Raw genomic sequence first — 26,081 nt, 5'->3', positions numbered from 1 at the left:
GCTTCCGTTACGGGCGGCAGATTTTATTAATCAAATTAGGCTATTAACTGCTAGACGTTACAGTTTTTTCTGAGATTGTACAAGTATCTACGGATAGATAAGAGTAGCTAGAACAACACCTTACATCTTTAAACTTTGTTAATAATTGTAACATTTATTAAAAAGATTGCAAAGCCCCACAGGCTGAAAACGATTGAATTTGAGAATGATTGTAATAGCCTCAACACAGTGGTTGATCGAGCTTTATCCCTCGTACAGCAACAATGAGAACCATAGACTGTGGTCAATAGGTAGGCAAAAATTATGAATTTGTGGTTTTGGGCTGAGACTCCTATCAATCAATTGTTTGGCAAGTATTTGGAATGAGTATAATTGCTTGAGATGGGATGAGGGCGATCGCACTTGCCAGTTAATAAAAATTCGCAGAGAGAAAAATTAGTTTACTCATATTTGTTAAAATATCTCAATATGAACCATAAGGTTTCTTCTATAATAATTACTTAATTTTCCTTGTAAATACTGCTTAAAGCAGATTCATGAAAAAAGGGTAGGAGACAAGTGAAATCTTTACACTGCCTCCAAACCCCTCATACTCCAGTTAAATTAAGTGCCACGCCGGGCAGAATTACGGCTCTCGCTTCATACAATATTCTTGGATGCCTTTTACGTCTAAAGTCGTATTTTGCAGAGAACGGATAGCGGCGACGGTGGCTTTAGCACCAGCAATGGTAGTAATAATCGGGATTTTGTAAGCTAAGGCTGTGCGGCGGATGAGTTTAGCATCGGTTTGCGCTTCTTCACCAGAAGGTGTGTTGATGATGAGTTGAATCCTCTGGTTTTTAATTGCATCCAGGACGTGGGGACGGCCTTCGTGGAGTTTCAGCACCAACTCAACCTTTAAGTTATTTTCTTGAAGTACTTGGCGTGTGCCGAAAGTCGCCATCACAGTAAAGCCTAGGTCAATAAACTCCTTGACTACGGGAACGGCTAAGGCTTTGTCGCGATCGCTCATGGATACAAATACAGTACCAGTTAGGGGTAAACGCTCACCAGCAGCTAATTCTGCCTTGGCAAAGGCGCGGCCAAAGTCGCTGTCGATGCCCATCACCTCACCAGTCGAGCGCATCTCCGGGCCTAATATTGTATCTGTACCAGGAAATTTATTAAAGGGTAAAACTGCTTCTTTGACGGCAATATGTGAAGGTATGACTTCTTCTGTAAAGTTTAACTCCTCCAGAGTTTTACCCGACATAATTAATGATGCCAGTTTCGCCAACTGCACACCTGTAGCTTTAGAAACAAAAGGTACAGTCCGGGAAGCGCGGGGGTTAGCTTCGAGAATGTAGATTTGGGGAGAGTAGGAACCAGCACCCACCACCGCAAACTGAATATTCATCAACCCCACCACCGAAAGTGCTTGCGCTAGTTGCACAGTCCAAGAACGAATTTGATTGAGAACGGCGGGGGGGAGAGAAATTGAAGGTAAAGAACAAGCAGAGTCGCCAGAGTGGATTCCGGCTTGTTCGATGTGTTCCATGATGCCACCAATCACCACCCGTCCGGTATGATCAGCGATCGCATCTACATCGACTTCGATGGCATTTTCTAAGAACTTATCAATTAAGATGGGATGTTCTGGCTCTACTTGTACCGCAAAGGTCATGTAGCGTTCTAATTCTGTATCAGAGTAGACAATTTCCATCGCCCGTCCACCCAACACATAGCTAGGACGCACCACGACTGGATAACCAATGCGTCTAGCCACAATCAACGCATCTTCATAACTCCGCGCAATTCCATTTGGTGGTTGAGCGATATTTAATTGCTGGAGAATCTTCTCAAACCGTTCTCTATCTTCGGCTGTGTCGATGGAATCGGGGGATGTACCCCAAATTTTGGGGATTGGGGAGTGGGGAGTGGGGAGTTGGGAAGCATCTACTCCCTGCAAATACTTTTGCAGAGGTAGTGCTAATTTCAGAGGTGTTTGTCCGCCGAATTGGACAATGATTCCCACGGGGTTTTCGGCTTCGATGATGTTGAGAACATCTTCTTTGGTTAATGGCTCAAAGTAAAGGCGATCGCTAGTATCGTAATCAGTAGAAACTGTCTCTGGGTTAGAGTTGACCATGATGGTTTCATAGCCTGCACCTTTTAAAGCATAAGCAGCGTGACAGCAACAATAGTCAAACTCAATTCCTTGACCGATACGGTTCGGGCCGCCACCCAAAATCATCACCTTGGGTTTCTCGGAAGGTAAAACTTCGGTTTCTTCTTCGTAGGTGGAATAATAGTAAGGGGTAAACGCTTCAAACTCAGCCGCGCAAGTATCAACAGTTTTATAAACTGGTATGACTCCCAACTCTTGACGGTATGCCCTAACTTCATCTTCTGTGGTTTTGGTGGCGAAAGCAATTTGGCGATCGCTATAACCTTCCCGCTTGACAGCATACATTTGTTCTTTTGTCAATTGCTTTAACGGGGTGCGCTTGATAAATTTTTCAGTTTCCAACAACTGCTGCATTTTATCTAAAAACCAAGGGTCAATCCCTGTAAGTTCATAGATTTCCTCAATAGTTAGCCCTACTTGCATAGCGTGACGCACAGCAAAAATGCGATCGGGATTCGGTGTCCGCAACAAAGCGCGGATTTGTTCGCCACTGGGTAATTTTTCGGCTTTGTCACAACCCCATCCCGCGCGTCCGGTTTCTAAAGAACGCAGCGCCTTTTGGAAAGATTCGTTAAAGGTGCGCCCTATCGCCATCGCTTCCCCGACTGATTTCATCTGTGTGGTTAGCACTGGTTCCGAACCGGGGAATTTTTCAAAGGCGAAGCGGGGAATTTTGGTAACTACATAATCTATTGTCGGTTCAAAGGAGGCGGGGGTTTTTTTGGTGATGTCGTTTTTAATTTCGTCTAAGGTGTAACCAACGGCTAACTTCGCCGCCATTTTGGCTATCGGGAAACCTGTAGCTTTAGAAGCCAACGCCGAACTGCGAGATACACGGGGGTTCATTTCAATTACCACCACATCCCCAGTCACTGGGTTAACAGCGAACTGAATATTAGAACCGCCAGTTTCTACCCCAATCTCGCGGATGATTTTAATCGACATATCCCGCAACCGTTGATATTCCTTGTCGGTGAGGGTTTGGGCGGGTGCAACGGTGATGGAGTCACCTGTATGAATCCCCATCGGGTCGAGGTTTTCGATAGAACAGATAATCACCACGTTATCTGCCAAATCGCGCATTACTTCTAATTCATATTCTTTCCAGCCGAGGAGGGATTGGTCAATGAGAATTTGCGATACCGGACTCGCATCAATCCCCACCTGTGCCATTTCTTCAAATTCTTCTTGGTTGTAGGCAATACCACCACCAGTCCCCCCCATTGTAAAGGCAGGACGGATAATTAGGGGATAACTGCCAATTTTACGAGCGATCGCTTTGGATTCTTCTAAAGATGAGGCTGTACCACTGGGGCATACTTTCACACCGATTTTCGCCATCGCCTCATTAAATAGCTTCCGGTCTTCCGCTTTTTCGATCGCGTCTAACTTTGCCCCGATCAATTCCACATTATATTGATCTAAGACACCGTTTTTAGCTAAGGCAACGGCGAGGTTGAGGGCAGTTTGTCCCCCCATTGTTGGGAGTAAAGCATCTGGACGTTCTTTAGCGATGACTTTAGCGACTAATTCTGGTGTTAACGGCTCAATATAAGTGCGATCGGCCGTTTCCGGGTCAGTCATAATTGTGGCAGGATTGGAATTGACCAACACCACCTCATAGCCTTCTTCTCGTAATGCTTTACAGGCTTGGGTTCCAGAGTAGTCAAATTCACAGGCTTGCCCAATCACAATTGGGCCAGATCCTAACAGTAGTATTTTTTTCAGGTCTTGACGGCGGGGCATAGTCTTGGGGTTGGAGTAAGAAAATACAAATCCTGATTATTTTAAGGGTCTTTGCCCTCAGTCATCTTGTTTATTATCAAGTTTTCCGGGTTAAATCTTCGCCGCTAGCGAAAAGAAAGTAAGAAAACCAGGATATACAGAGAACAAATGAGTATCGACGAATGACTATTGATGAATATATCTCTTTTACTATCTTATGTATCTTACTTGTCTTGACTAACGCGGTATCCCGTTTTTCTGTGTTGACAGTTTTAACTAATTCTCAAAAAGTAAATTCGCAATTACCCGCAAATAATTTTTATCTAAACTGCTACATACTCTAATTATTTAAGTATAATTTTCCGGCTGATATAAATATTTAACAAGACACACAATATTTCTTAAATAAAAGTATTTATCATTTACTTAATTGCCAATAATTTTTAATATCTAACTAAAGAATTATTTTTTCTTGTGATTTTTTGTGTATCTGAATAAAAAATGACAGAGATACTGATTGCCTCTCTGTCATTTTTTACCTTCTCTTAATATTCTGTACTATGAGATTTTGCTGCAACCATATAAAGACTGAACTAGATAATGAGATTTCTAGTTTTGAGCAGGTTGAACAAAACCCAAAGTTAAGCTGTCTTTTGCCAAGAAATGAGCTAAATGATAAGCTCTTTCTTCGGTCTTCAACAGAATTTTTTCGTACATATAGCGTGTACCACGGTCGCCCAAACTCTCTGCCTGTGCGGCTTGGCGGCGAATCACATTAATAATAGCTTGTTCGGCAGCTAGGTCATTTTCTACCATTTTGCGGGAAGAATATACACCATCAGATTCTTGCTCAAAACAAGTTAATTCTGCTAATTTGCTGAAAGACGCAGCCGGTACACCACCTAAACCGTTAAGTCTTTCACCAATTTCATGAACATGGTCTTGGACTTCGTTGTAACTATCGTTAAAAAACTCATGCAAAGAGTAAAACTCTGCACCCTCTACAACAAAATGATGTTTTTGATACTGCAAGTAAAGTGCCTGAAAACTAGCTAAGACAACGTTTAGTCCTTCTGTAACTGGAGCCGTAACACTGCGGTCTAACAATACAGGGTTGTCATAAACTTGACCGAAATTTTGTACCAAAGTTTGTGTATCAGACATGGTTCTCCTCGCTATTTTTGCAGTTTATAGTTTTTAACCGCTTAGTTTTTACATATTAACATTCAGAAAATAAAAGCAAGTCCAAAGAATATCATAAATTTCTAAAATTTTTTGTGGCGATAATTGCAAATTTTTGCTTTTTAGCATATCAATCTTGAACTATTTCTTAAGGCTTATATCGAGAGATTGTAGAAATATTTACTAATAGGAGAAATTGCTAATTAAGAAATTCATGCAGTAAAGGAAACAAGAAAGACATTCAGGAAAAGGTAGAACTCAAAAGCCCAGAAGCAGAACTGAAGAGGGTTTGAGCCTAATTTCCCTGCACATTGTTCAGTCTTTCCCAGTAGCAACACTGAGTTAAAGCAGACTATTTACTATTGCTCTTACTTAATACCCAGTTGATTATGACTGGGTATCAATAAATAAGCTTTACGCACAAAGATTATCTGTAGAGATTGGGTGTAAGGGTGAAAGGGTTTAGGGCTTCGCCGTGAGCGTCAGCCGAACGGTGTAAGGATGCTAAAGAAATCTTTCCCCCCACCCTCCCCACACCTCCCCACTACGTAATTCCTAAAAGATTATTAAATTTTTACAAATTTTCCATCACGTCAAAGCTTGATGACATAAGGGTTTGAGCTAATTTTTAACCTCCAGTTAATGAGAAACTTTCATATTTTTACCTAAAAATAACTGAGAATTGTTCGCACTTAGGTTATTCTTATTTAAAGAAGCTGTGATCCCCAGATTGGCAAAATCGGGGAGCCAAGGCAGGCTAGTTACTGCAAATTCGTCGCGCTTTGAGGGTTCGTCTCTTGAAATCGTTTAGTTCCGGTTCAGAAATAGACCAAAAGTACGTAGTAGAAATTAATTGGGCAGACCGTTGGCAAGTCTATCAACGTCTAAATGAGCTAGATATTCCCTGTTTTTGTGAGGCTAACCAACCATTGCAAGTGGAAATTGCTCATCCTTTAGCAATGGTGCAGTTTTGGTGTGTGATGCAACGGTTTTTCGCTTGTCGCCCAGAACTAATTCAGATTCTTGAGAATAGCTGGCAAAGTCACTATTGAAATTCATAGCCAAAGACAGATGTCTGACAGCTATTACGTGGTTAGAACAAACTTAGTCGGTAAGAAATTAGGGTAAAAAATATGGGTATAATCTACAGTCAATCAATTACGGAATTTTGCTTAGAAGGCAGATTTATAGATTTTGTTATTAAAGATGGTTATAAGCTCAAAGGTTTAAATTTAGAGACTTCTGAGGGTGAATGCTATGTCAAGCTGGCGAAACCCTTGAGGGCTGCTTTTGATTGGCGCTTACCTAAAGGTACTTGGCTGCAAGTGGTTGGTACTAAAAAATATGATGAGAAAAAAAGAGAGTTTACACTCAAAGCTGAACGGGTAATGGCTGCGAGTGCTGATTTAGGTAGAGTTGCATTACAGGAACCGCCTGCGGATACTGCTGCTAAGGTTAAATCTGCAAAGACGAAGCAGACAATTTTAATGTGTCAAAAGTCAGACTGTTGGAAACGTGGCGGTAAAGCAGTTTGTCAAGCATTTGAGGCTGCATTGAGCGATCGCGGCCTAGAAGACCAAGTTACCATCAAAGGTACAGGTTGTATGAAAAACTGCAAAGCAGGCCCCAATGTAGTCATGCCTGATAAAACCCGCTATAACCGGATTCAACCTTCTGAAGTTGCTTCTGTGATGGATAAGCACTTTGCACCACAGCCAGAAGATAAGCAAACTGAAAGTTCAGAACTATTACAAATAAATATCTCTAATTTCAATAAAGTTTCTGCAAAAATTTCTGCAATTTAATGAGAAAATCATGAAGTCGGCAGATTAGTGTGTTTCCTTTAAACTTGGCTATAACTTTGACAAAAAAGATGCAAGAGTTATAGCTGGGTTATTTAATTTTTAATATGTTAGTGGGTAGTTATTTATAGCGATTTTTACTTGGGTAGAATACAAATTCATCCGCGTTGGTCTGCTTTCATCTGCGGTTAATTATTTTTTCCTGTCTGTAAAGGTTTGTATTCACTCAAGTCCTCTGTTTTAACCTTGATCATAAATCAACAGTTAGTGCGATCGCTCAAATTAGCATCTACAGAAGATGGCGATCTTACTTAGGGAAGTTATTATAGTATATAGATACTAGTTAAAGTGAAAACCTATGGGTAAAAAGAAAAACTATGGCGATAATTTTGGATTTAAGAATTTAGACAATTTTAAATTCAGAAACCCTCCCACACAACGAAAAAAGCTTATTCCAGAACCACCCGCACCTTTACCAAAGATTGACCTACCCAATATCAATCCGCCAAGTTTATAGTTAGGTTAAGTAGGGTGCATCAGAACGATAAAGTTAGAGATGATATCCAAAATTCTGGTATCTGAAGCACCCTACAGCTATTAAACGTAGCGATGGTAGTACGTCAGTCTATACGCCTCGTTGCCATAATTCGTAATTTGTAATTTAGCTGTTAGTTTTGTTGAGTTTTATGATCGCTCAATCCAACCTAGCATTCTTTATATAGTTAAGAGTATAGTTGCGCCTACTTGAACATCCTACCTGTTTGTTCTGTAGTTATACCAAAATGGGCTTCCTGTAATGCTGATTGGGTATTCTGCGGTAAGTCAACAATGTTGTAAAATTCCTGTTTTTGGGGAGGCACAAATGAACCATTTATACAAAGCCCCAACACTTCAGCATAAGAATTTATTGGAGAATGTTTAATGTGTTGAACTACCACATCTTTATCGGTGATTAATAAGTTTCCGTATATACCTTTAAGTTGAAATGCGGAAACAATATTACCATCTGTAAGAGCAGTATAAAACAACGGTTTAGCTATTAATTGCTCAGTTATTTTATAGGCTTGATAGTTGTGAATAAATGGACGATATGGCGTAGGAGTTGGCTGATTAAGATTGTCGATGTTGTACCCTGAAACATATTGGTTAAGATTGCCATCGTAAATTTGACAGAATTGAGGTCTAGACTGTGCTTGTGCTACCGATTGAATTGGTATAAGGTCAGATGCTGTGTTTGTTGTGATTGGTTCCATTGTTGTACTATTTTCTATAGGTACAGGTGTTTGGATAGACGCTGTACTAGCTTGGGGCTGAGTAGCTGAATTACAACCAGCAGTCAAAATTGTAATAAATATGCAAATTTGGATATTTTTTTTCATAAATGCACTCAGCAAGTCTTGTTACAGCATCACTCCTACAAGTGCTAACTACCTCAGCAGCAATACGATACTTGTTTCAAGAATTGTTAAGAGTATGATCGCCCACTACTACCAGTATTCCCAAGTAAAAGCTACATCGAATCTAGGCGCTGACGTAATTTACTACTAAAGGTATCAATTACAGTCACAACCACCAACAGCACTAACATCATCGTTGTGGCTTTGTTGTATTCAAAACCATCAATATAACTCTTTAATTGAAAGCCAATTCCACCAGCGCCAACTACACCTAATACTGAAGCGGCGCGGATGTTATATTCAAACATCCATAAGGTGTAGCCTAAACCCAAGGGTAAAACTTGGGGTAAAATGCCATACTGCACAATCTGAAATCTTGATGCACCCATGACTTCTAAAGATTCTAAAGATTTGGCGTTGACGGCTTCAATGGCTTGTTGATAGAACTTTGCTAAATAGCCAATGGTGTATATAGCTAAGGCTAAAGTTCCGGCTGGTGCGCCTAAACCAGTGGCGGCGACGAAAATCAAACCTAAAATGATGGAAGGAACGGAACGTACAGCATTTTGGAGTAAGTTGGCTAACCATTGCAACCAACGAGGCGCAACGTTACTAGCACTCGCTACCGCAATGGGTAAAGATAAAATTGCACCAACGGTAGTTCCCCACAAAGACATCTGCACTGTTTCTATGAGTGCTTTAATTGCTATATCTATAACCGTGGTATCTGGGGGGAATAGGCGAGATACAAAGTCGGTGATGTAAGGCCAGCTAGAGGTTAGCAATTCAAAATCGACTTTGATACCTTGCAAAGCCCATGTATAAACTACAACTGTAATTAATAGGATGAGTAAGGGACTAATCCAAGGATAACGGCGAAGAGTCTTGAGATTTAACATTGGACAAATTGGGCTTGCAGGTTTTCACAAATTCCGTCGTAAACAATGCGTCCAGCATCTAAGACGATCGCACGTTGTCCGTATTTTGCAGCTATACCTAAATCATGCAAAACTGTGACAATCGTCATTCCTTGCTGGTGCAGTTCTGATAAAGTTTCCATCACCTGTTGACAGGCAACAACATCTAAACCTGTAATTGGTTCATCAGCTAAAAGTATCTGCGGTGATTGAATTAATGCACGGGCGATCGCAACTCGTTGTTGTTGTCCCCCACTGAGTTGACTGGTTTTTTGATAGGCTTGTTCTTTTAAACCCAACTGTGCAAGTAAATCCATTGCTAAGTTGCGATCGCGTCCTGGAAAACCAAACAATGTCTGCCAAGTTGTCCTCACGCCCAGTCTGCCACACAATACATTATCAATGGCGGACAACTGCCGAATTAACCCACCGCCCTGAAATATCATTCCCACATGACGGCGAATCTGCACCAGTGTGCGGGGTGTCATAGTTACACCATTGATTTTAATTTCTCCCTTGGTGTAAGGAACTAACCCAATCAGCGATCGCAGTAATGTTGATTTACCCGCACCATTCAGTCCCAGTAAAACCACAAACTCGCCCTGTTTTATCTGACAATTAATGCCATTCAAAATAGGACGATTCAAAGATGCGGTGTAGGCTGTTTCTAAGTTATGACATTCAATTACAAAATCATTCATCGATTTTTTAAGGGGTGTAAGGATGTCAGGGGATGTTCTCGTCTAGCCCCAACGAAGTTTTATTCTTTGGGGCTATATGCAAAAAAATATATGTCTATCTCCCTTGTCTTCCTTGTCTTCCTTGTCCTCCTTCTGGACGTATTTTTCAAAAGCGAGAATGTTGGGTTTCGCTATCGCTTCACCCAACCTACAATTGTCCTTAACTCAGCACTCAGCACTCAGCACCCAGCACTCTTAAGGTGCAATTCCAATGCGAGACAAGGCGGTGCGAACTGGGGACAAGTGACGGTTATGATCAACTCTCACCAATTCGGTGGAATTGTATAAGTTACGTAGGAGTTGGTTATTTTGTGATTGATTTAACTTGAGTAAAGCGTTAATTAATCTTTCTCTGTCTTGGACTGGGACATCATCATCAATAGCGATACCGTGGGCGGGAACACCGGAGATTTTATACAGTACGCGCAACTGACTTCTTTCTTGGGCGGTGATGTACGGAGGGAACAGTGCATACTCAGACACAGCCGCTACATCAGCTTGACCACGCACCACAGCTTGTAAAGCTTTGCTGTAATTACCACCATAAGCTACTTGACCGAAGAAACCATCGAGGCGATCGCGGTTGGGGACAAATCCCTGTTTCACCAATTCACTCACCGGGAAAACAAACCCTGAACCAGAAGTTGGGGAAGTAAAGGCGATGCGCTTACCCCGCAATTGTCCCAGAGTTGCTTGAGCCGTATTTCTAGTTTTTAAAGAGCTATTGTTGGGAACAACAAATATTGAATTATAGGTGTATCTTCCAGAGTAATTGTCGCGGACTTCTGCGAGGTACAACTTTGCATTTGCTAACTGTTCCGCTTTCAACGCCGGACGACTGCTCAGAAATGCGACATCAGCGCGATTTGCTCTCAAAGCTTCCACCGCCGCCGTATCATCACCAATTTGGGCTTTCACGGGAATTTTTAACTCGTTCGAGAGAAATCTGGCTACAGCATTGGCTTTATTTTGCAAATCTGTGGAGTCAGAACGACTGGGAAAAATTATCGTTAAATTGTTTAATCTTCTAGCTTGGGCAAGTAAGTTAGGCGCTTGTTGATGAGGCATAACATTAGTATTAGCATCAATCGTCCGCATCGCCCCAAAACTGCCAGCCACCAAACCTGTCAGCGCCGCAAAGGCAACACCAGCACTCAACACACCCTTTTTACTCACACTCATTTTTCACTCCCCGTTAGGAACTATTAGCAGTATTTTTGATAAAAAGTTTCAAATACTTCAACAAATGAATCTAAAACTTTTAGGAATAAAAGTCAATATGAACTGTTTGTGACTACATATAAAGATGAATCATCGATATAGCAACCAGCAGGTTTTTAATCCACTTTTCAACAAAAATTCAGCAGTCAGAAAGACAGGGTTTTCTAGGGGCGTTTGATTAGCTAAAGATTTTTTCACTTATGCTTGACAAGTATAAAATTATACTTTAAGATAAAATCATGATAAAAGCGATCGCCCTCCAAACAGAGTTTGCGATCGCTCTTATCTAAACCCTACTACAGAATAAAGGCGATCGTTCTCCGGCCAGAGTTTGCGATCGCCTTTATGTAACCCTACTACGATTACAAATTCATCATGACACAATTACAACAGCCTGCCCAGTCAAAACTAGAACAATATCTGCGTGAAGAAGACTTAAATCAAACCATCCGCAGCCAACCAACCCAACCACCAGTTTCCCATCGAGAACCAATCAAGCATTTGTTAATGGGTTCTCCCAAAGCCGTCACCAACACCATTCACCGCTTACAGGTAATTGGCTACGCCAGCGTTGGCGACTGGAGTCCACTATTACCAACCGGAAACGCCGATGAAGTCATGAGTATTTTAATCCGGCAAATTTTAACGTAATAGTTAAATACCCGGCTTTCTTTGCAAAGTCGGGTATTTGAATCAGTAGAATTTAAACGATAAAATATCAACAATCATCATTCTTCTATTAGCAAAAATTATGAGTAACCTTGCCAGTGAAGGTTTACCAGCAGAGGATAAAAAGTCGATGTTGGCTGCGTAACCCGCCTTGAACTCAAGTTCCAGGCTAATAGCTCAAGTCTACTCAAGTAGACTAATAACAATTCTATGTGAGGCTGCACTTAATCTTTTATCTCTTCTTTCTTTGCGTTCTACCCTTCGGGAAGCCGCTATCGCGTCTATGCGCCCTTTGTGGTTCGTTCTTTAATTCAGTGTATCTTCATACAGAATTGGTATAAGAAATTTTAGGCGTACTGAGTCATCTTCAGATGACTTTTGCTATGAGCAAGGAACTTAAGTTCCTTGCGGGGCAGGGGTTAGACTTTAAGTTCACAACTATAGCGGTTGTTCGCCTTCACAGCAAAAAGTATATTGTTTGTCTTTTTATATAAACAAAATGCTTTGACAATATCTAGTAAAGGTCGGCGTAAATAAACAGACCATAAGAAATTGCGAAAAGGCTTCTAGTATCGTTATTTTTTATTTTTACTTTTGCCCTTCGGGTTCACCATTTGCTTTATGCCGGGAAACCCGTCCACCGCAATGGCTCACCTTTTTACTTTTGCCTTGTTGTACTAGTTTTTGTCTAGTTTTTGTTCCCAAGTTTCAGTATCTTGAGATTCTTGTACAGCAGAAACAATCTGCCCATTAATATAAGTAACAATAAAAATTAAGTCGCCAATTGCTTCTAGTTCAGAGGCTTCCTTTGGTGTCAAAGAATCAGCTAATTTTTTATCGACAAGTTCTTGCATTCGGTCTTGTAATTCATCTGTCAATTTAAACAGATTCACACTATTGACTTTTTCAATTTGAATCCCTTTTTCTAGCCAAGATGAGGGTTTAACTGATGCTGGTATCATGGGTTTATGGCAATTGAATACATCACTATTTTATACTTAAATAGTAAAACTTACTGTGTAATTTAACTTAACTAGCCTAGAAAGATGGTGCATTAAGGCTGATTCTCACTCTTTTCAGTTCTGAAATCATTGCATAGCCGGAACACACCCTACTGGCGTGGCAAGGCTACAATAGGGCATAAAAATCTTATGATGAAGTTAGCGATACTGGCTATGTAGTTACAGCTTATATCCCTGACTCAAATTTATGGACAGATAACTTTAGAAAACGAAAATAAAGGTATTGAATCTATGCAATGCGTTATATGTAAACACGGCAATACTCAGCCTGGACTAGTGACAGTGACTTTAGAGCGAGATAATACCATTGTTATTCTCAAAGGTGTACCAGCACAAGTTTGTAATAATTGTGGTGAATATTATTTAAGTGCTGTTGTCAGCGAAGAAGTTTTACAACGTGCAGAGGAAGCTGTTAATAAAGGTGCGGAGGTGGAAATTTTACGATATGTAGCGTAAGGAATTGTTGTGATCATCAGTATATTGACTACTGCTATGATAGCCAATTTTCTAGGTTTAATCCTTGTATTCGCTGCAAATCAGAATCGTGAGAAACTAGAATTAAACCTCGTGCGATCGCAGTAGCAGCAATTAAAATATCTGCATCTTCTAAACGATGACCTCTGCTCTTTAAATCAACTTGAATTTTACAGGCAGTTTCAATAATTTCTAGATCATCTATTAATAAAACTGGATAAAATTCACAAAATTGCTTGAAATCGACTAACTGTCTTGTAGCATTAATAGCCAAAAGACCTCTTTTTATCTCATAGTAAGTTATACAACTAATAAAAATATCTTGTTTGAGTCGCCTTAATTACCGAATTTTACTATCTATAATTTGATTTCTCTTAAGAATATAGGTAACTATATTTGTATCAAGTAAATAAGCCACCTTATTATTTACCTTCTACAACTGCATCAAAAATTGCTATTTGCTCAGGAGTCAATTCATTTAGTGTTCCTGAGACGGCTTCTAAAACAAGAATACTATTAATTCTTTCTGTTAAATCATCATCTTTAATTATCCGCATTTCTTCAGGAGTAAACTTGGCAAAAGTTTCCACCAAAGTTCCTATCATTTCTTTTTTGTTTAATCTTACCAAATATAAACTATTATTTTTAAATAATTTATCTAATATTCTTGCTATTCGCACAGCCAATTCTTGATGATAATTTGTAACTTCTAACATACTCATTACCTTTAGTATTCTTTATTCAATTAGTTAATGCTTTTCGGGGTTCTGCAATAAGCCAATGTTGCGGTACATCCAGCAATCTGATATTACTTATCTTTTTTATTACAACTATCTTCCATTAACGGCAACATCAAATTTTTCTATTTGCTCTGGTGTCAAATCATTTAATGTTCCTGAAACTGCTTCTAATACTAAAATGCTATCAAGTCTATGTTTTAATTCATCATCAGAAATTGATTTGATGGTTTCTGGAGAAAATTTGTCCAGCAAAGTAATGCTGCATTATTTCTCTTTTTTGCAACCTTTCTTCATATAAATTATTACCTTGAATTAAATTGTCAACAATTTTTGACATCCGCGCGATCGCTATATCTTTCTCCTGAGCAATCTTATCCATAAAATCTTCCTGTTCAATTGCAAATTTTGGCTAGATTATTTAATTAATCCTGGCTTTTTTATGCGGGAACGAAAGATAGTATTTATACCGTTATACCGTCTGAGTTAATAATGGGTCGAGTTGACCTTTAGTATCTAACTCATAAATGTCATCACAACCACCGATGTGTTGATTATTGATGAAAATTTGCGGGACTGTACGACGACCGTTTGAACGTTCTGCCATTTTGGCTCTAGCGGCTTCGTCACCGTCAATTTTATATTCGGTGAAGTTTACGCCTTTCCACCACAACAGCATTTTGGCACGGATGCAGTAGGGGCAGGTTTGCCAAGTGTATATTTCGACGTTAGCTTTAATTTTTTCGGGATGGCGACCGAGAAGCGGGTTGAGGAAGTCCAACATATAGTGTGAAGTGTTGATGAGTTGAGGGATGAATTTATTGACATCTTATAACGGGGGGGGGGTGGAGTTGTTGCACTTCGGCTTCGCTCAGTGACCAACTTCGACCCTTCTCCTGCCGGAGACGCTACGCGAACGACAGGCTCAGGGCGGCGCTGCGCTCAGTTATTGGCCGTGCGGGTTCAATTTTATTTGTCGGGAGTAGGTGATGAGATGAATTGCTGTTGTAGCTAATTTTTTTCGTCAACTTATACGCAGTTTTTGTGACTTGCTCTAGTTATATGCACACACCACAAAAGGATATTTATTATACCGACTGAATGATTGAGAAATCATATTAAAATTGATCAGTTTGTCTTAAAGTCTTGTGCGGTAATCTATTGAGGGATTTCATAAGTTCAGTTAATCTTTCTATATTATCAGTACAAAAGAACTGTATTTTTGCGTTACTGGTATAGATTGATATCAATTAGCAGCAAAAATTAACAATTGTGTGAGTCAATACTATTTTCCATAGGTATCGGCACTTTGGTAGACTTGAAAACTGAAATGGCTAGATGAAATAACGCAATAGAGAGCAGTTGAGAGGGGGACTCTGTGGAAAATACGCTTGGGTTAGAAATTATTGAGGTAGTAGAACAAGCCGCGATCGCATCTGCAAAGTGGATGGGTAAGGGCGAAAAGAATACAGCTGACCAAGTAGCAGTAGAAGCTATGCGGGAGCGCATGAATAAAATCTATATGCGCGGTCGCATCGTGATTGGGGAAGGGGAACGTGATGACGCTCCTATGCTGTATATCGGTGAAGAAGTTGGTATCTGTACCCGTGAAGATGCCAAAGAATTGTGTAATCCAGATGAATTAGTCGAAATTGACATCGCCGTAGACCCCTGCGAAGGTACAAACTTGGTAGCCTACGGACAGCCTGGATCAATGGCTGTGTTGGCAATTTCGGAAAAAGGTGGCTTGTTTGCTGCACCTGACTTCTACATGAAGAAACTCGCAGCACCTCCAGCCGCTAAAGGTAAGGTAGACATCAACAAGTCAGCCACCGAAAACCTCAAAATTCTCTCCGAGTGTCTAGATCGCTCAATTGATGAACTCGTAGTAGTCGTCATGAAGCGCGAACGCCACAACGACTTGATTAAAGAAATCCGCGATGCTGGCGCTAGAGTCCAACTCATTTCTGATGGTGACGTAGGCGCTGCAATATCTTGTGGTTTTGCGGGAACTAATATTCATGCACTCATGGGTATTGGTGCTGCACCTGAAGGTGTGATTTCTGCGGCGGCTATGCGAGCTATGGGTGGACATTTCCAAGGCCAATTGATCTACGATCCAGCAGTAGTCAAAACAGGTCTAATTGGAGAAAGCAAAGAAGCTAACATTGAGCGTTTGAAGTCTATGAACATCACTGACCCCGATAAGGTCTACGATGCTCATGAGCTTGCATCTGGTGAAAATGTTCTATTTGCTGCTTGCGGTATTACCTCTGGTAACTTGATGAACGGTGTTCGGTTCTTCCACGGTGGTGCAAGAACTCAAAGCTTGGTCATTTCTAGCCAGTCTAAGACAGCTAGATTCGTCGATACAATCCACATGTTCGACCAGCCTAAGACTCTGCAATTGCACTAAAGACTCAGGGAGTAGGGAGTAGGGAGTAGGAAGTAGAAAAAACCTACTCCCCACTCACCACTCACAACTCCCCAATTGTTAATAACCCATTATTAATTGTTGATAAGAAATGAATATTGCAGTGGTGGGGTTAAGCCATAAAACAGCCCCAGTCGAAGTTAGAGAAAAGCTGAGTATTCCAGAACCACAAACTGAAAGTGCGATCGCTAATTTAACTAGTTATCCCCACATTGACGAAGTAGCCATACTCAGCACTTGCAACCGTCTGGAAATTTACATTGTCGCCAGCGAAACTGACCAAGGTGTGCGCGAAGTTACTCAATTTCTTTCAGAACACAGCAAATTACCTGTAACTTCTTTAAGACAACACTTGTTTGTATTGCTGCACGAAGATGCTGTGATGCACATTATGCGCGTCGCCGCAGGTTTAGATAGTTTAGTCCTCGGCGAAGGTCAAATTCTGGCTCAGGTGAAGAATACTCATAAACTGGGGCAGCAATACAACGGTATAAAAACAATTTTGAATCGGTTATTTAAACAAGCAATTACAGCTGGTAAGCGAGTCCGCACCGAAACCAGTATTGGTACTGGTGCAGTCTCTATTAGTTCGGCGGCTGTGGAATTGGCACAAATCAAAGTAGATAATTTGGCAGCTTGTCGCGTGGCAATTCTCGGTGCTGGCAAAATGTCGCGGTTGTTGGTACAGCATTTAGTTTCTAAAGGTGCGACACAAATTAGTATTGTGAATCGTTCCCGCGATCGCGCCGCAGAATTAGCACAGCAATTCTCAGAACACCCCATCCGCACCCACCTACTTGGGGAAATGATGACTGTAATTGCCGAAAGTGATTTAGTATTTACAAGTACATCGGCAACCGAGCCAATACTTGACCGTGCCAAGTTAGAAGTAGTCTTAGAACCTGGCCGTCCTTTAATGTTATTTGATATTTCTGTGCCGCGTAACGTTCACTCAGATGTAAATGAATTGGCGCATGTCCAAGCGTTTAACGTCGATGATTTAAAAGCCGTCGTTGCACAGAACTACGAAAGCCGCCGCAAAATGGCTCAAGAAGCCGAAAAACTTTTAGATGAAGAAGTCGAAGCTTTTGATGTGTGGTGGCGCAGTTTAGAAACTGTAACTACTATTAGCTGTCTGCGAAATAAAATCGAAACCATCCGTGAGCAAGAATTGGAAAAAGCTTTATCGCGGTTAGGTTCGGAATTTGGTGACAAACATCAAGAAGTCATTGAGGCTTTAACACGAGGCATCGTTAACAAAATTTTACATGATCCAATGGTGCAATTACGAGCGCAGCAGGATGTAGAGGCCAGAAGGCGCTGTATGCAAACCTTACAAATGTTGTTTAACTTGGATGTTGAACAGCAGTTTGGTTAATAAATTGAGGGTGTAGGGGTTTAGGGGCTACCGTGTACACACAAGTCATTAAATTACTACCAACCTTTGAATTACCCCACCCTAACCCTCCCCTTGGAAAGGGGAGGGAACTACTAGATTTTACTGTTTCCCCCCTTTCCAAGGGGGGATTAAGGGGGGTAATTCGACTTGTGTAATATTTATACCGAAGTGTCATCCATTTGCGATCGCCACTTCAAACTCTTCTAATGCTTGCAGATTCCCAACTTGCCAAGCACGTTCTACAAAAGTAGGAATGACTTGCTTGATTGGGATATCTTCAAACAGAGGACTGTAATCAGAAACTAAATAAATTCCATCACGCAATAGATAAATTTTTAGTGTGCCGTTATCATAAACCCAAAGTTCCGGCACGCCAACGGCTGCATAAGCATCAAGTTTAGTTTTAGAAGTAACATCCGATTGAATTGCTAAATCCGGTGGTGGGTCGTCTGGTTCCAAGCGACGACGACCAATCATGCGCTGATAATTTTGGATGTAAAAGCAAGCGTCGGGTTCAACGCCGGCGACACCTTCCCTTTTAAAAGTAGTCGAACCAAAAGGTTGATATCTCAGACCTTTTACCTTTAGCAATATTTTGACAATATCTGAAAGCAGGTCTCTGGGTATTTCATGTTCAGGTAAAGGAACCATAATTTCTAAAGTACCCTGGCTGTAAGCTACTCTGGAACGCCGCTTGTGTCCCAATTCCGCCAAAATCGCTTCAAACTCTGACCAACTGACATCAGGTATCGTCACTGTACTACCAGGAGCCAATTGCAATTGACTAACAGGTTTTGCAACGCGAATAACAGTAGTCATAATTTCAACAAGGGAAATATTATATTACTTTATCAATAAACTTGGGTGATGGTTTTGGTGAAGCGATCGCCAAGTCTGGCTGACAAAACATCAACTAAAAATTTACCCAGAAAAATATCTGTGTTTGATTAAAATACAGTTTCCTAAAAAAACATTGTGTATCTACCCAAATTTGTATTTGCTATCTTGAATTGGTTTTTATTACGCTAGACTAGAACTCTATGTCAATTAATCATTGACATTGTTTAGGCGATCGCTACTCAATCTCGGTTAAATTTTAATTTCTAATCATTGCTATTTCAATTACTTATAAGAGAGGTCTGCTCCTCGCTTGATAATCCATTAAGGCTCCTTGACTAATCACAGTCCTGCCATTTCTGGTGGTTGAGGGAATTTGCCCTTTTTGCAGAGCTACATACAAAGTACTCTGGTCTGCGCCTAAAAATCTAGCCGCTTGTACAAGAGATGTACCTTGTTTAATTGTCCGGTTTCTGATTTTTCTAACTAACGAATGTTTCAGCATAGCGAAATGTGAAGAACAACTTAAGAAAATTCATTTTTTCTCTAAACAAATCGCAAAATTGACATTAATAAAAAAATTAACCAATAGGAGATTCTTACTGCATCTTAGGAGGGCAGTATAACTAATTCGATTTCTTTCTAATTAGATCGGGATCGAATTGATTATAACAAAATTATGGGAAAAGAACAGTTTCAGACCCTGCTACAGTTTTTTAAAGTGTTAGCTGACGAAAGTCGATTGAAGATAGTAGGTATTTTGGCAAATCAAGAGTGTAGTGTGGAAGAATTGGCTGTACTCATGCAACTCAAAGAACCAACCGTATCTCACCATTTAGCGAAACTTAAAGAAGTAAATTTAGTGACTATGCGCCCTGATGGTAACAGCCGTTTGTATCAGCTAGATAGTGAAGCCTTAGAAAATATCAGTAAGGAAATTTTTACGCCAGGAAGGATAGCATCTTTAATTGAAAATATAGATACTGAAGCTTGGGAAAACAAAGTTCTACACAGTTATTTAGACAGTAATTCCAACAGTTCAGATGGATTTCAGCGCCTTAAGGAAATTCCTGTAAGTCGTAAAAAACGTTTAGTCATTCTTAAATGGCTTTCTCAGAAGTTTGAGCCAGGAGTGGAATATAATGAACCGATGGTGAACGAAATTCTCAGTCGTTATCATCCTGATTACATGACATTGCGACGTGATTTAATTAGCCACAAATTAATTCAACGAGAAGACGAGATTTATTCACGTAATCTCCAAGATGGAAAATAATACAAGGCTGACGCAAAATACCTGTCAAACTCTCATTTCTCTGCTACTCAAGAAAAGTAGGTTGGGTGGAGCGATAGCGAAACCCAACAAAGTCTTGAGAATGGTGCAAGATATGGGTTAATTGTGCAGAAATTCTGCGGCTATTTGTTGTAGTGCTTGACGGTTAACTTTACCTTGGGCGTTCCGGGGTAAATCGTCCAGACAAATCCAATGTTTAGGAATTTTGAATTTACTGAGTTGATTTTTTAGTAAAGTTGTGATTTCTAAATGAGAAATATGAGTATTTTGAGGAATATATATAGCTGTTAAAGCTTGTCCCCAATGTTTATCAGGTACACCAATTACGCAAACATCAACAACTAATTGAGTTGCGCGAATAGCTGCTTCAATTTCGGACGGGTAAACGTTTTCGCCGCCTGTAATGATTTTATCGCTGTTGCGTCCGATGATATTCAGATAACCTTGATTATCTAAAAAGCCTAAATCATCTACTTGTAAATAATCTTGATTTTCCCAATGATGAGGATAATAACCAAGGGCTAAAGATTTGCCTTGAATAGTAATATTCCCAATTTGATTAGGTGGTAAAACTTCGCCTTGGGAATTGTGAATTGTTACCTGGGCATGAGGTAAAATTTGTCCACTGTTAATTTTACCCTGAAGAAAATCATCAGGTTTGAGGGTGGCAATTTGCGAAGCGGTTTCTGTCATACCATAGGTTGGTGCTAATCTAATATTATGAAATCGGGCTTTATCGAATAATTCTTGCCAAGCTGGTGCGCCGCCTAACATAATAGTTTGGAATTGGGCTAACCATTGAGTTAATTCTGGATTTTGTAAAAGGCGTTGTAGTTGAGTTGGTACTAAGGAAAGGAAAAATTCTGCTGGTTGAATTGTAGGTATTTGTCCAGTTTCTAAATTTTTGAATGGCAGAATAGTGAGTTTACCGCCAGTTGTAAAAGAACGGATGAATTGCATTAACCCACTGACATGATAAAGGGGTAATACACAAACAGAATTTACTTGAGTTAACTGAAAATATTCTGTAAATCCTTGCACAGATGCGGTGAGTGTTTGCCAAGTGTGGATGGCGAATTTGATGTTACCTGATGAACCGCCTGTGGGAATCATGATTTGGGGGGAGTTGGGAGTGGGGAGTTGGGAGTGGGGAGTGGTGGTTCGGCTACTTCGGTTGCGCTCAGTACAAGTTTGCTCACCAACCGGGAGTGGGGAGTTTACTTCGGCTACTTCGGCTGCGCTCAGTACAAGTTCGCTCAGTAACCGGGAAGGGGAATTAAAATTGATTCCTAAGATAATATCTGGTTGGACTAATTCAAATACTTGTTCCCATTCTTGTGTTCCCCAGTCGGGGTTACAGAGAAATACAGGACAATTGGCTGCACAAGCGGAGAGAAAACTAGCTAAGAATTTGACTGGTTCGCGTTCAGCTAGGATAATTTTTGGTGGCGTGTGGCGTTTTTCTAATATTTCTGTGAGTTCTAAATATAGTTTTTTAGCTATTACTGAAAATTGATGGCTTTTGTCAGTAATTAACCAATCAGATGGAGGTAAATTTTGCAGATAAGTTAAAGGTTGTTCCATAAATTTTCAGGATTTGTTGCTGCTGCTTGGGCAAAAAAATGATCAACACCAAAACCAACGGCTCTGTTTTTGCGAGATAATTCGGCTGCAAGGTTAAGTGCAGCTTGTCTACCAATGACAGTCTCAAATACAGAGGAAAATACAGCATCAATTTTATGTTGTTGGCAAAACTGACGCAGCTTTGATGGTGAACCAATAATTCCGGGTTTAAGGACAAAAATTCCGCGCCAACCTTGTTGATAACAACTGAGGAGTTGTTGGAGTGTGGCGACAGATTCATCTAATGCGATCGCAGTTCGGTAAAATTTACTTAACTCCAACATCCCCGCTAAGTCTTTCACAGGTAGGGGTTGTTCTAAAAATTCAATTTCTGCGGTAACTTCACCCTGAATTTTGTCACAAGTCTCTAGCCATAACTCGGCTTCTTCATAGCTGAGTCCACCGTTAGCATCGAGGCGCAGTTTAGCTGAGGCGGGTAAGCTACGACATAGGTTATCAAAAATTGCGAGTTCTGTGGCGATCGCATCAACACCAATTTTCCATTTAAATGTACGATATCCTTCTTCCCACAGCTTTTGCCATTGTTGTAAAGCCACCTCACCCGCAGCCAGTAACCCACTACACCCGAATTTCTCACGTATGGGTAGCGGGTGTGGGGAGTGTGGGGAGTGTGGGGGGAAAGATTTCTTCACCATCCTCCCACCCTTCCTACTCCCCTGGATTTCTCTCTTGTGAGAAATCCAGGTACAACTCATGTTTTCCCCCACTCCCCATTCCCTACTCTCCATTCCCTCAAAAGCTGACTCAAACCCAAATTGACAAGCGGGTAAATCATCAGGAATTGCAAAAATAGTTTCAGATGTAATTTCTTTAGGTAGTTGGCGACAAAAATCTAAAGCTTGTTCTAAAGTTTCCGAAGCAAACCAACTAATAGGCGCAATTTCTCCCCAGCCAACATTCCCCACTTCATCAACCAGACGCAGAATAATTCCCTCGCGCATATCCCAAACACCATGATGAGTAGTAAGCGGACGCGCAAATTTTCGCTGGTAAGGACGAAATTCAAAAAGTGCTGAGTGCTGAGTGCTGAGTGCTGAGTTGGGAGTGCTGAGTTGGGAGTGCTGAGTGCTGAGTGCTGAGTGCTGAGTGCTGAGTTGGGAGTGCTGAGTGCTGAGTGCTGAGTGCTGAGTGCTGAGTGATGTACACTGAGCGACTTGTACCGAGCGAAGTCGAGGTAAGTCGAAGTGTGAATGTTGAGGTACAAATTTATCTGCGTTCATCTGCGTTCATCTGCGGTTAATTATTCTTTTCGTGCCTCTGACGACTCATCACCCAATAAAAAACCCTACACCTAAAAACAAACAACTCCAGAAATGTACAGCCACCGCGATAAATTTACAATTGCTAACTTTGTCTGGATAGTTGTGATTTTCTTGGACGTGGCGACATAATTTGAAAGCCGATGGTAAACTCAACCAACTCAATAATGTCCAGACTGGGAAGATTCCCAAAATCACCAACAATAAAGATAAAGGATAGATACTGGCGGTAAACCAAACTAAAACTTTTGCGCCGTTGGCTGTACCTAAACGCACAATTGGCGATCGCTTTCCTGCGGCTATGTCATCCTTAACTTGGTGAAAGTGTGAACAAAACAAAATTAAGCTAGTTACAATCCCAACAATCACCGAAGCTGTAAAACTAGCAACTGACCAAGTTTGAGTTTGGCTGTAATATACCGTTGGCACTAACAAAGGCCCAAAGGCAAAAAAGCAGAGAATTTCGCCTAATCCTTGGTATCCTAGCCGAAAGGGTGGCCCTTGGTACATATAACCCAAAGCACAAGCCACTAACATCATGATGATCACAGTTGGGTCTTGTTGCCAAGTAGCGATCGCGAGTATTCCTAACAACCCAATTACCAAACACAGATTTGCTAACCAAAATATTAGCGACTTCTTCCCCGTTAAATTCACTAGAGAATGATGTTTATTTTTATCGATTCCTGTTTCAGAATCAAACACATCATTACTCAAATTTTCCCATACCAGAATTAATATTGCTGCTCCTAAAAAAGTTAAAAATACTGTTGTATTTAAATTCTTGGTTTCGGCAAAAGCAATTGCTGTTCCTATCCAGATAGGCATAATCGCCACACTGTACATTGGTGGTTTAATTGCCGCCATCCACAGCTTATTTTTGGAATGTGAAATCTGCTTGGTAGTCATTAGTTAATATTGATTGCTTATCAAAATAGAATCCAGCCTATAGGAATCCGGTTTGATTTCTGAATTTATTTGTGTAGGTAGGGAATAGGGAATGGAGAGTCGGGAGTAGGAAAGAAGCCTGATCTGAATGTACTGATTTTTTTCAGAAATCAAATATGAGTCCTATATAGCCATATTAAATGATTTACAAACATCTCTCTACCTTGTCTACCCCCTCCTCCTTGTCTCCCTTGTCTCGGTTATTCACACATCAAATAAGACTGCTATATCTTGGGGTATGAATCAATAATTTCCACCCTCAAGAAATCTCAAAACTAGTTGTCTAGAATTAATAACTGGCTTACATCCCCACCAATTAATTCTGCCTCCTGAATCCTGACTTCTGAATTCTTATTTAATTATTTTACCCAGTAATTAGCCCTGAATAGTCAGCACTTTTTTGAACTGATTAACCATATCCTTAGTAAAACTTATTCTTTAGTTGCAGGCTGAAACTGAGCATAGATTGTCAGCGTTTGGTAATACCTAAAACAAAGCAAACTATACTCTGGTGAAATGTCGTCTGAATATGTTACCTGTAGAAATAGACCATGATTAATTACACTTTAGGAAGATTACTTAAAAAAAATTTACTATTCCTAGATCCATGACAGTTTCACCATGTCGTAACAACTTCTTTGTAACGCACAAAGACATATACCAATTTCTGTTAGCGGTTCAAGAAAATTGCCTCACCAATAATTGTCGGCAAATTGTGAGTATTTCCTTAGAACTCGACTGGGTTGATCCTTTAGTTGTATTGGATAAACTAGCGCAAGCAAATGAAATAAATTTTTACTTTGAGAATAGAGGTAAAGGCGAAGCGATCGCCGCGATTGATGCTGTCACAAAATTACAAATTAATGGGCAAGACCGATTTAATCAAGCAGAACATTTTATCAAAAGTTGTCTAAAAAATATAATTCCTTTTGGAGATATTCACAAACCTTTAGCAAGCCCCCGTTTTTTTTGTTACTTTAGTTTTTTTAACCAAAATATTCAAACAGATTATCCTTTTCCTTCCGCGACGATATTTTTACCGCGCTGGCAAATAGCTGTAAAAAATCAGGACTGTATCTTAGTCGCTAACCTATTAATCACAGCCAACACCAATTTAGATAAAATTTGGCATGATTTATGGAGTAAAGTCGAACTAATTAATTCTTTAGAATATTTCTCACCTAAACTTGACTTTTTCTCAACCCACTTGAGTAAACAACCTGTAACGCAAGGTACAGCATTTAAGCGTTCTGTTGTTTCGGCTTTAGAAAAAATCCAAGCTAGTCATCTCAGCAAAATTGTTTTAGCAGATGCTTTAGATGTCCGGGCAAATCATCAGTTTAATTTATATAAATCATTAGATAATCTCCGACAAATTCATCCTAATTGTTATGTTTTTTCCACCAGTAATGGTAAGGGACAAAACTTTATCGGTGCAAGTCCAGAAAGATTAATTTGTATTCAAAATCAACAATTAATCACCGATGCTTTAGCGGGTTCTGCGCCACGGGGTAAAACACCAGCCGAAGACGCGGCGAATGCAAATCGCTTACTCAACAGTGAAAAAGAAAGACACGAACACTCATTAGTCATTGATTTTATAACTCAACGCTTATCACAACTAGGATTATCCCCCCAAACATTACCGCCACGTCTGCGACAGCTATCTAACATCCAACATTTATGGACACCCATTAGCGCCACCGTTCCCCCTCACGTCCACCCCTTAAAAATTGTGGCGCAACTGCATCCCACACCAGCCGTTGCTGGCGCAGCGCGAGACGTGGCTTGTGCAGAAATTCGGCGTTACGAAAGCTTTGAAAGGGGTTTATATGCTGCGCCACTAGGTTGGATAGACTCGCAAGGTAACTGTGAGTTCATTGTAGGGATTCGTTCGGCATTAATTGATGGCGATCGCGCTAGACTTTACGCAGGTGCAGGTATCGTCGCCGGTTCTGACCCCGATAAAGAATTTGCTGAAGTGCAACTCAAACTCCAGGCGTTATTGAAAGCTTTAGTTTAGTAAAAGTTCTTATACCAATTTAATGTGAAGCTGCACAGTATTTTACCCCTCCCTAACCTGTACACACATGACTACCAGTTCTCGAATTACCCCACCCTAACCCTCCCCTTGGAAAGGGGAGGGAACTAGATTTCTCTTTCTCCCCCCTTTCCAAGGGTAATTCGACTTGTGTGTACACGGTAGCCTTTCC

The 26,081-nt window shown here is 40.5% G+C and carries 23 protein-coding genes and 1 pseudogene; 8 read left to right on the top strand and 16 right to left on the bottom strand.

Features of this window, described 5'->3' with window-relative positions:
• Nucleotides 1-625 precede the first annotated feature (625 nt).
• Together carB and dpsA are read right to left on the bottom strand one after the other, a co-directional pair.
• A complete protein-coding gene (gene carB / locus H6G28_RS15955; protein ID WP_190591238.1) occupies nucleotides 626-3,913 on the bottom strand; it encodes a carbamoyl-phosphate synthase large subunit in 3,288 nt (1,095 codons plus the stop codon).
• 588 nt (nucleotides 3,914-4,501) lie between these two features.
• A complete protein-coding gene (gene dpsA, locus H6G28_RS15950; protein WP_190672094.1) occupies nucleotides 4,502-5,056 on the bottom strand; it encodes a DNA starvation/stress protection protein DpsA in 555 nt (184 codons plus the stop codon).
• 815 nt (nucleotides 5,057-5,871) lie between these two features.
• Between dpsA and H6G28_RS15945 the strand changes: the two genes are divergently transcribed.
• On the top strand, nucleotides 5,872-6,126 hold the full coding sequence (locus H6G28_RS15945; RefSeq protein ID WP_190591236.1) for an Asr1405/Asl0597 family protein: 255 nt from the start codon (nucleotides 5,872-5,874) through the stop codon (nucleotides 6,124-6,126).
• An 81-nt stretch (nucleotides 6,127-6,207) separates the two neighbouring features.
• On the top strand, nucleotides 6,208-6,879 hold the full coding sequence (locus H6G28_RS15940) for a (2Fe-2S) ferredoxin domain-containing protein (RefSeq protein WP_190672092.1): 672 nt from the start codon (nucleotides 6,208-6,210) through the stop codon (nucleotides 6,877-6,879).
• A gap of 737 nt (nucleotides 6,880-7,616) precedes the next feature.
• Here the strand turns inward: H6G28_RS15940 and H6G28_RS15935 are convergent.
• From H6G28_RS15935 to H6G28_RS15920, 4 genes are all read right to left on the bottom strand, one after another.
• Nucleotides 7,617-8,255, bottom strand: a complete 639-nt coding sequence (locus H6G28_RS15935) for a hypothetical protein (protein ID WP_190672089.1) — start codon at nucleotides 8,253-8,255, stop codon at nucleotides 7,617-7,619.
• A gap of 131 nt (nucleotides 8,256-8,386) precedes the next feature.
• Nucleotides 8,387-9,172 carry a phosphonate ABC transporter, permease protein PhnE gene (gene phnE, locus H6G28_RS15930; RefSeq protein ID WP_190591233.1) on the bottom strand — a complete coding sequence of 262 codons (786 nt, stop codon included), beginning with the start codon at nucleotides 9,170-9,172 and terminating at the stop codon, nucleotides 8,387-8,389.
• A complete protein-coding gene (locus H6G28_RS15925) occupies nucleotides 9,166-9,891 on the bottom strand; it encodes a phosphonate ABC transporter ATP-binding protein (protein ID WP_190591232.1) in 726 nt (241 codons plus the stop codon). The genes phnE and H6G28_RS15925 overlap by 7 nt, the downstream gene beginning before the upstream one ends.
• A gap of 234 nt (nucleotides 9,892-10,125) precedes the next feature.
• Nucleotides 10,126-11,112: a phosphate/phosphite/phosphonate ABC transporter substrate-binding protein gene (locus H6G28_RS15920; protein WP_190672086.1), complete on the bottom strand. Its 987-nt coding sequence runs from the start codon at nucleotides 11,110-11,112 to the stop codon at nucleotides 10,126-10,128.
• Nucleotides 11,113-11,526: 414 nt separating this feature from the next.
• On the opposite strand from H6G28_RS15920, the gene H6G28_RS15915 reads away from it, so the two are divergent.
• On the top strand, nucleotides 11,527-11,802 hold the full coding sequence (locus tag H6G28_RS15915; RefSeq protein ID WP_190591230.1) for a hypothetical protein: 276 nt from the start codon (nucleotides 11,527-11,529) through the stop codon (nucleotides 11,800-11,802).
• A 695-nt stretch (nucleotides 11,803-12,497) separates the two neighbouring features.
• On the opposite strand, the gene H6G28_RS15910 is transcribed toward H6G28_RS15915, so the two are convergent.
• Entirely contained in the window at nucleotides 12,498-12,782 is a 285-nt protein-coding gene (locus H6G28_RS15910; protein WP_190591227.1) for a hypothetical protein, read from the bottom strand.
• 291 nt (nucleotides 12,783-13,073) lie between these two features.
• On the opposite strand from H6G28_RS15910, the gene H6G28_RS15905 reads away from it, so the two are divergent.
• A complete protein-coding gene (locus H6G28_RS15905) occupies nucleotides 13,074-13,298 on the top strand; it encodes a type II toxin-antitoxin system MqsA family antitoxin (protein ID WP_190591226.1) in 225 nt (74 codons plus the stop codon).
• Between the two features lie 34 nt (nucleotides 13,299-13,332).
• On the opposite strand, the pseudogene H6G28_RS15900 reads toward H6G28_RS15905, so the two are convergent.
• From H6G28_RS15900 to grxC, 4 genes and pseudogenes are all read right to left on the bottom strand, one after another.
• Nucleotides 13,333-13,734 (bottom strand): annotated as a pseudogene (locus H6G28_RS15900) (type II toxin-antitoxin system VapC family toxin).
• Nucleotides 13,735-13,738: 4 nt separating this feature from the next.
• Nucleotides 13,739-14,032 carry a hypothetical protein gene (locus tag H6G28_RS15895; protein ID WP_190672083.1) on the bottom strand — a complete coding sequence of 98 codons (294 nt, stop codon included), beginning with the start codon at nucleotides 14,030-14,032 and terminating at the stop codon, nucleotides 13,739-13,741.
• Between the two features lie 232 nt (nucleotides 14,033-14,264).
• On the bottom strand, nucleotides 14,265-14,435 hold the full coding sequence (locus H6G28_RS37670; RefSeq protein WP_313949933.1) for a hypothetical protein: 171 nt from the start codon (nucleotides 14,433-14,435) through the stop codon (nucleotides 14,265-14,267).
• A gap of 90 nt (nucleotides 14,436-14,525) precedes the next feature.
• Nucleotides 14,526-14,837, bottom strand: a complete 312-nt coding sequence (gene grxC / locus H6G28_RS15885; protein WP_190672080.1) for a glutaredoxin 3 — start codon at nucleotides 14,835-14,837, stop codon at nucleotides 14,526-14,528.
• 594 nt (nucleotides 14,838-15,431) lie between these two features.
• Between grxC and glpX the strand changes: the two genes are divergently transcribed.
• Nucleotides 15,432-16,469: a class II fructose-bisphosphatase gene (gene glpX / locus H6G28_RS15880; protein ID WP_190591212.1), complete on the top strand. Its 1,038-nt coding sequence runs from the start codon at nucleotides 15,432-15,434 to the stop codon at nucleotides 16,467-16,469.
• A 109-nt stretch (nucleotides 16,470-16,578) separates the two neighbouring features.
• Nucleotides 16,579-17,865, top strand: a complete 1,287-nt coding sequence (locus H6G28_RS15875) for a glutamyl-tRNA reductase (RefSeq protein ID WP_190591210.1) — start codon at nucleotides 16,579-16,581, stop codon at nucleotides 17,863-17,865.
• 192 nt (nucleotides 17,866-18,057) lie between these two features.
• On the opposite strand, the gene H6G28_RS15870 is transcribed toward H6G28_RS15875, so the two are convergent.
• Both H6G28_RS15870 and H6G28_RS15865 read right to left on the bottom strand, forming a co-directional pair.
• Nucleotides 18,058-18,705: a Uma2 family endonuclease gene (locus H6G28_RS15870; RefSeq protein WP_190591208.1), complete on the bottom strand. Its 648-nt coding sequence runs from the start codon at nucleotides 18,703-18,705 to the stop codon at nucleotides 18,058-18,060.
• A 307-nt stretch (nucleotides 18,706-19,012) separates the two neighbouring features.
• Nucleotides 19,013-19,228 carry a helix-turn-helix domain-containing protein gene (locus H6G28_RS15865; RefSeq protein ID WP_190672078.1) on the bottom strand — a complete coding sequence of 72 codons (216 nt, stop codon included), beginning with the start codon at nucleotides 19,226-19,228 and terminating at the stop codon, nucleotides 19,013-19,015.
• A 174-nt stretch (nucleotides 19,229-19,402) separates the two neighbouring features.
• Between H6G28_RS15865 and H6G28_RS15860 the strand changes: the two genes are divergently transcribed.
• Nucleotides 19,403-19,999, top strand: coding sequence for a DUF2087 domain-containing protein (locus tag H6G28_RS15860; protein WP_190672075.1), 597 nt, complete (start codon nucleotides 19,403-19,405; stop codon nucleotides 19,997-19,999).
• A gap of 117 nt (nucleotides 20,000-20,116) precedes the next feature.
• On the opposite strand, the gene H6G28_RS15855 is transcribed toward H6G28_RS15860, so the two are convergent.
• From H6G28_RS15855 to menA, 3 genes are read right to left on the bottom strand one after another with little or no spacing between them, the layout of a single operon-like run.
• The gene (locus tag H6G28_RS15855; protein WP_190672073.1) at nucleotides 20,117-21,601 is read right to left on the bottom strand and encodes a 2-succinylbenzoate--CoA ligase; all 1,485 of its coding nucleotides are present in this window, start codon (nucleotides 21,599-21,601) and stop codon (nucleotides 20,117-20,119) included.
• On the bottom strand, nucleotides 21,586-22,881 hold the full coding sequence (locus H6G28_RS15850; protein WP_242054595.1) for an o-succinylbenzoate synthase: 1,296 nt from the start codon (nucleotides 22,879-22,881) through the stop codon (nucleotides 21,586-21,588). The genes H6G28_RS15855 and H6G28_RS15850 overlap by 16 nt, the downstream gene beginning before the upstream one ends.
• A 48-nt stretch (nucleotides 22,882-22,929) precedes the next feature.
• Complete coding sequence (gene menA, locus H6G28_RS15845; RefSeq protein WP_190591198.1) at nucleotides 22,930-23,829, bottom strand: 2-carboxy-1,4-naphthoquinone phytyltransferase; 900 nt, start codon at nucleotides 23,827-23,829, stop codon at nucleotides 22,930-22,932.
• Between the two features lie 646 nt (nucleotides 23,830-24,475).
• Between menA and H6G28_RS15840 the strand changes: the two genes are divergently transcribed.
• Nucleotides 24,476-25,891: an isochorismate synthase gene (locus H6G28_RS15840; RefSeq protein WP_190672070.1), complete on the top strand. Its 1,416-nt coding sequence runs from the start codon at nucleotides 24,476-24,478 to the stop codon at nucleotides 25,889-25,891.
• The last annotated feature ends 190 nt before the right edge of the window (nucleotides 25,892-26,081 follow it).

Source organism: Nostoc sp. FACHB-190 (assembly GCF_014696905.1).
Lineage (GTDB): Bacteria > Cyanobacteriota > Cyanobacteriia > Cyanobacteriales > Nostocaceae > Nostoc_B.
This window is presented reverse-complemented; position numbering and strand designations above follow the sequence as displayed.

Bases quoted from the DNA above. Each gene is read 5' to 3' on its own strand.
- dpsA (WP_190672094.1), bottom strand. From the start codon at position 5,056: ATGTCTGATACACAAACTTTGGTACAAAATTTCGGTCAAGTTTATGAC.
- H6G28_RS15910 (WP_190591227.1), bottom strand. From the start codon at position 12,782: ATGATACCAGCATCAGTTAAACCCTCATCTTGGCTAGAAAAAGGGATT.
- H6G28_RS15860 (WP_190672075.1), top strand. From the start codon at position 19,403: ATGGGAAAAGAACAGTTTCAGACCCTGCTACAGTTTTTTAAAGTGTTA.
- H6G28_RS15855 (WP_190672073.1), bottom strand. From the start codon at position 21,601: ATGGAACAACCTTTAACTTATCTGCAAAATTTACCTCCATCTGATTGG.
- H6G28_RS15895 (WP_190672083.1), bottom strand. From the start codon at position 14,032: ATGTTAGAAGTTACAAATTATCATCAAGAATTGGCTGTGCGAATAGCA.
- H6G28_RS15850 (WP_242054595.1), bottom strand. From the start codon at position 22,881: ATGAACGCAGATAAATTTGTACCTCAACATTCACACTTCGACTTACCT.
- H6G28_RS15940 (WP_190672092.1), top strand. From the start codon at position 6,208: ATGGGTATAATCTACAGTCAATCAATTACGGAATTTTGCTTAGAAGGC.
- menA (WP_190591198.1), bottom strand. From the start codon at position 23,829: ATGACTACCAAGCAGATTTCACATTCCAAAAATAAGCTGTGGATGGCG.
- H6G28_RS15870 (WP_190591208.1), bottom strand. From the start codon at position 18,705: ATGACTACTGTTATTCGCGTTGCAAAACCTGTTAGTCAATTGCAATTG.
- H6G28_RS15865 (WP_190672078.1), bottom strand. From the start codon at position 19,228: ATGCTGAAACATTCGTTAGTTAGAAAAATCAGAAACCGGACAATTAAA.
- H6G28_RS15915 (WP_190591230.1), top strand. From the start codon at position 11,527: ATGACACAATTACAACAGCCTGCCCAGTCAAAACTAGAACAATATCTG.
- H6G28_RS15905 (WP_190591226.1), top strand. From the start codon at position 13,074: ATGCAATGCGTTATATGTAAACACGGCAATACTCAGCCTGGACTAGTG.
- phnE (WP_190591233.1), bottom strand. From the start codon at position 9,172: ATGTTAAATCTCAAGACTCTTCGCCGTTATCCTTGGATTAGTCCCTTA.
- H6G28_RS37670 (WP_313949933.1), bottom strand. From the start codon at position 14,435: ATGGATAAGATTGCTCAGGAGAAAGATATAGCGATCGCGCGGATGTCA.
- carB (WP_190591238.1), bottom strand. From the start codon at position 3,913: ATGCCCCGCCGTCAAGACCTGAAAAAAATACTACTGTTAGGATCTGGC.
- H6G28_RS15920 (WP_190672086.1), bottom strand. From the start codon at position 11,112: ATGAGTGTGAGTAAAAAGGGTGTGTTGAGTGCTGGTGTTGCCTTTGCG.
- H6G28_RS15875 (WP_190591210.1), top strand. From the start codon at position 16,579: ATGAATATTGCAGTGGTGGGGTTAAGCCATAAAACAGCCCCAGTCGAA.
- H6G28_RS15935 (WP_190672089.1), bottom strand. From the start codon at position 8,255: ATGAAAAAAAATATCCAAATTTGCATATTTATTACAATTTTGACTGCT.
- grxC (WP_190672080.1), bottom strand. From the start codon at position 14,837: ATGTTGGACTTCCTCAACCCGCTTCTCGGTCGCCATCCCGAAAAAATT.
- H6G28_RS15925 (WP_190591232.1), bottom strand. From the start codon at position 9,891: ATGAATGATTTTGTAATTGAATGTCATAACTTAGAAACAGCCTACACC.
- H6G28_RS15840 (WP_190672070.1), top strand. From the start codon at position 24,476: ATGACAGTTTCACCATGTCGTAACAACTTCTTTGTAACGCACAAAGAC.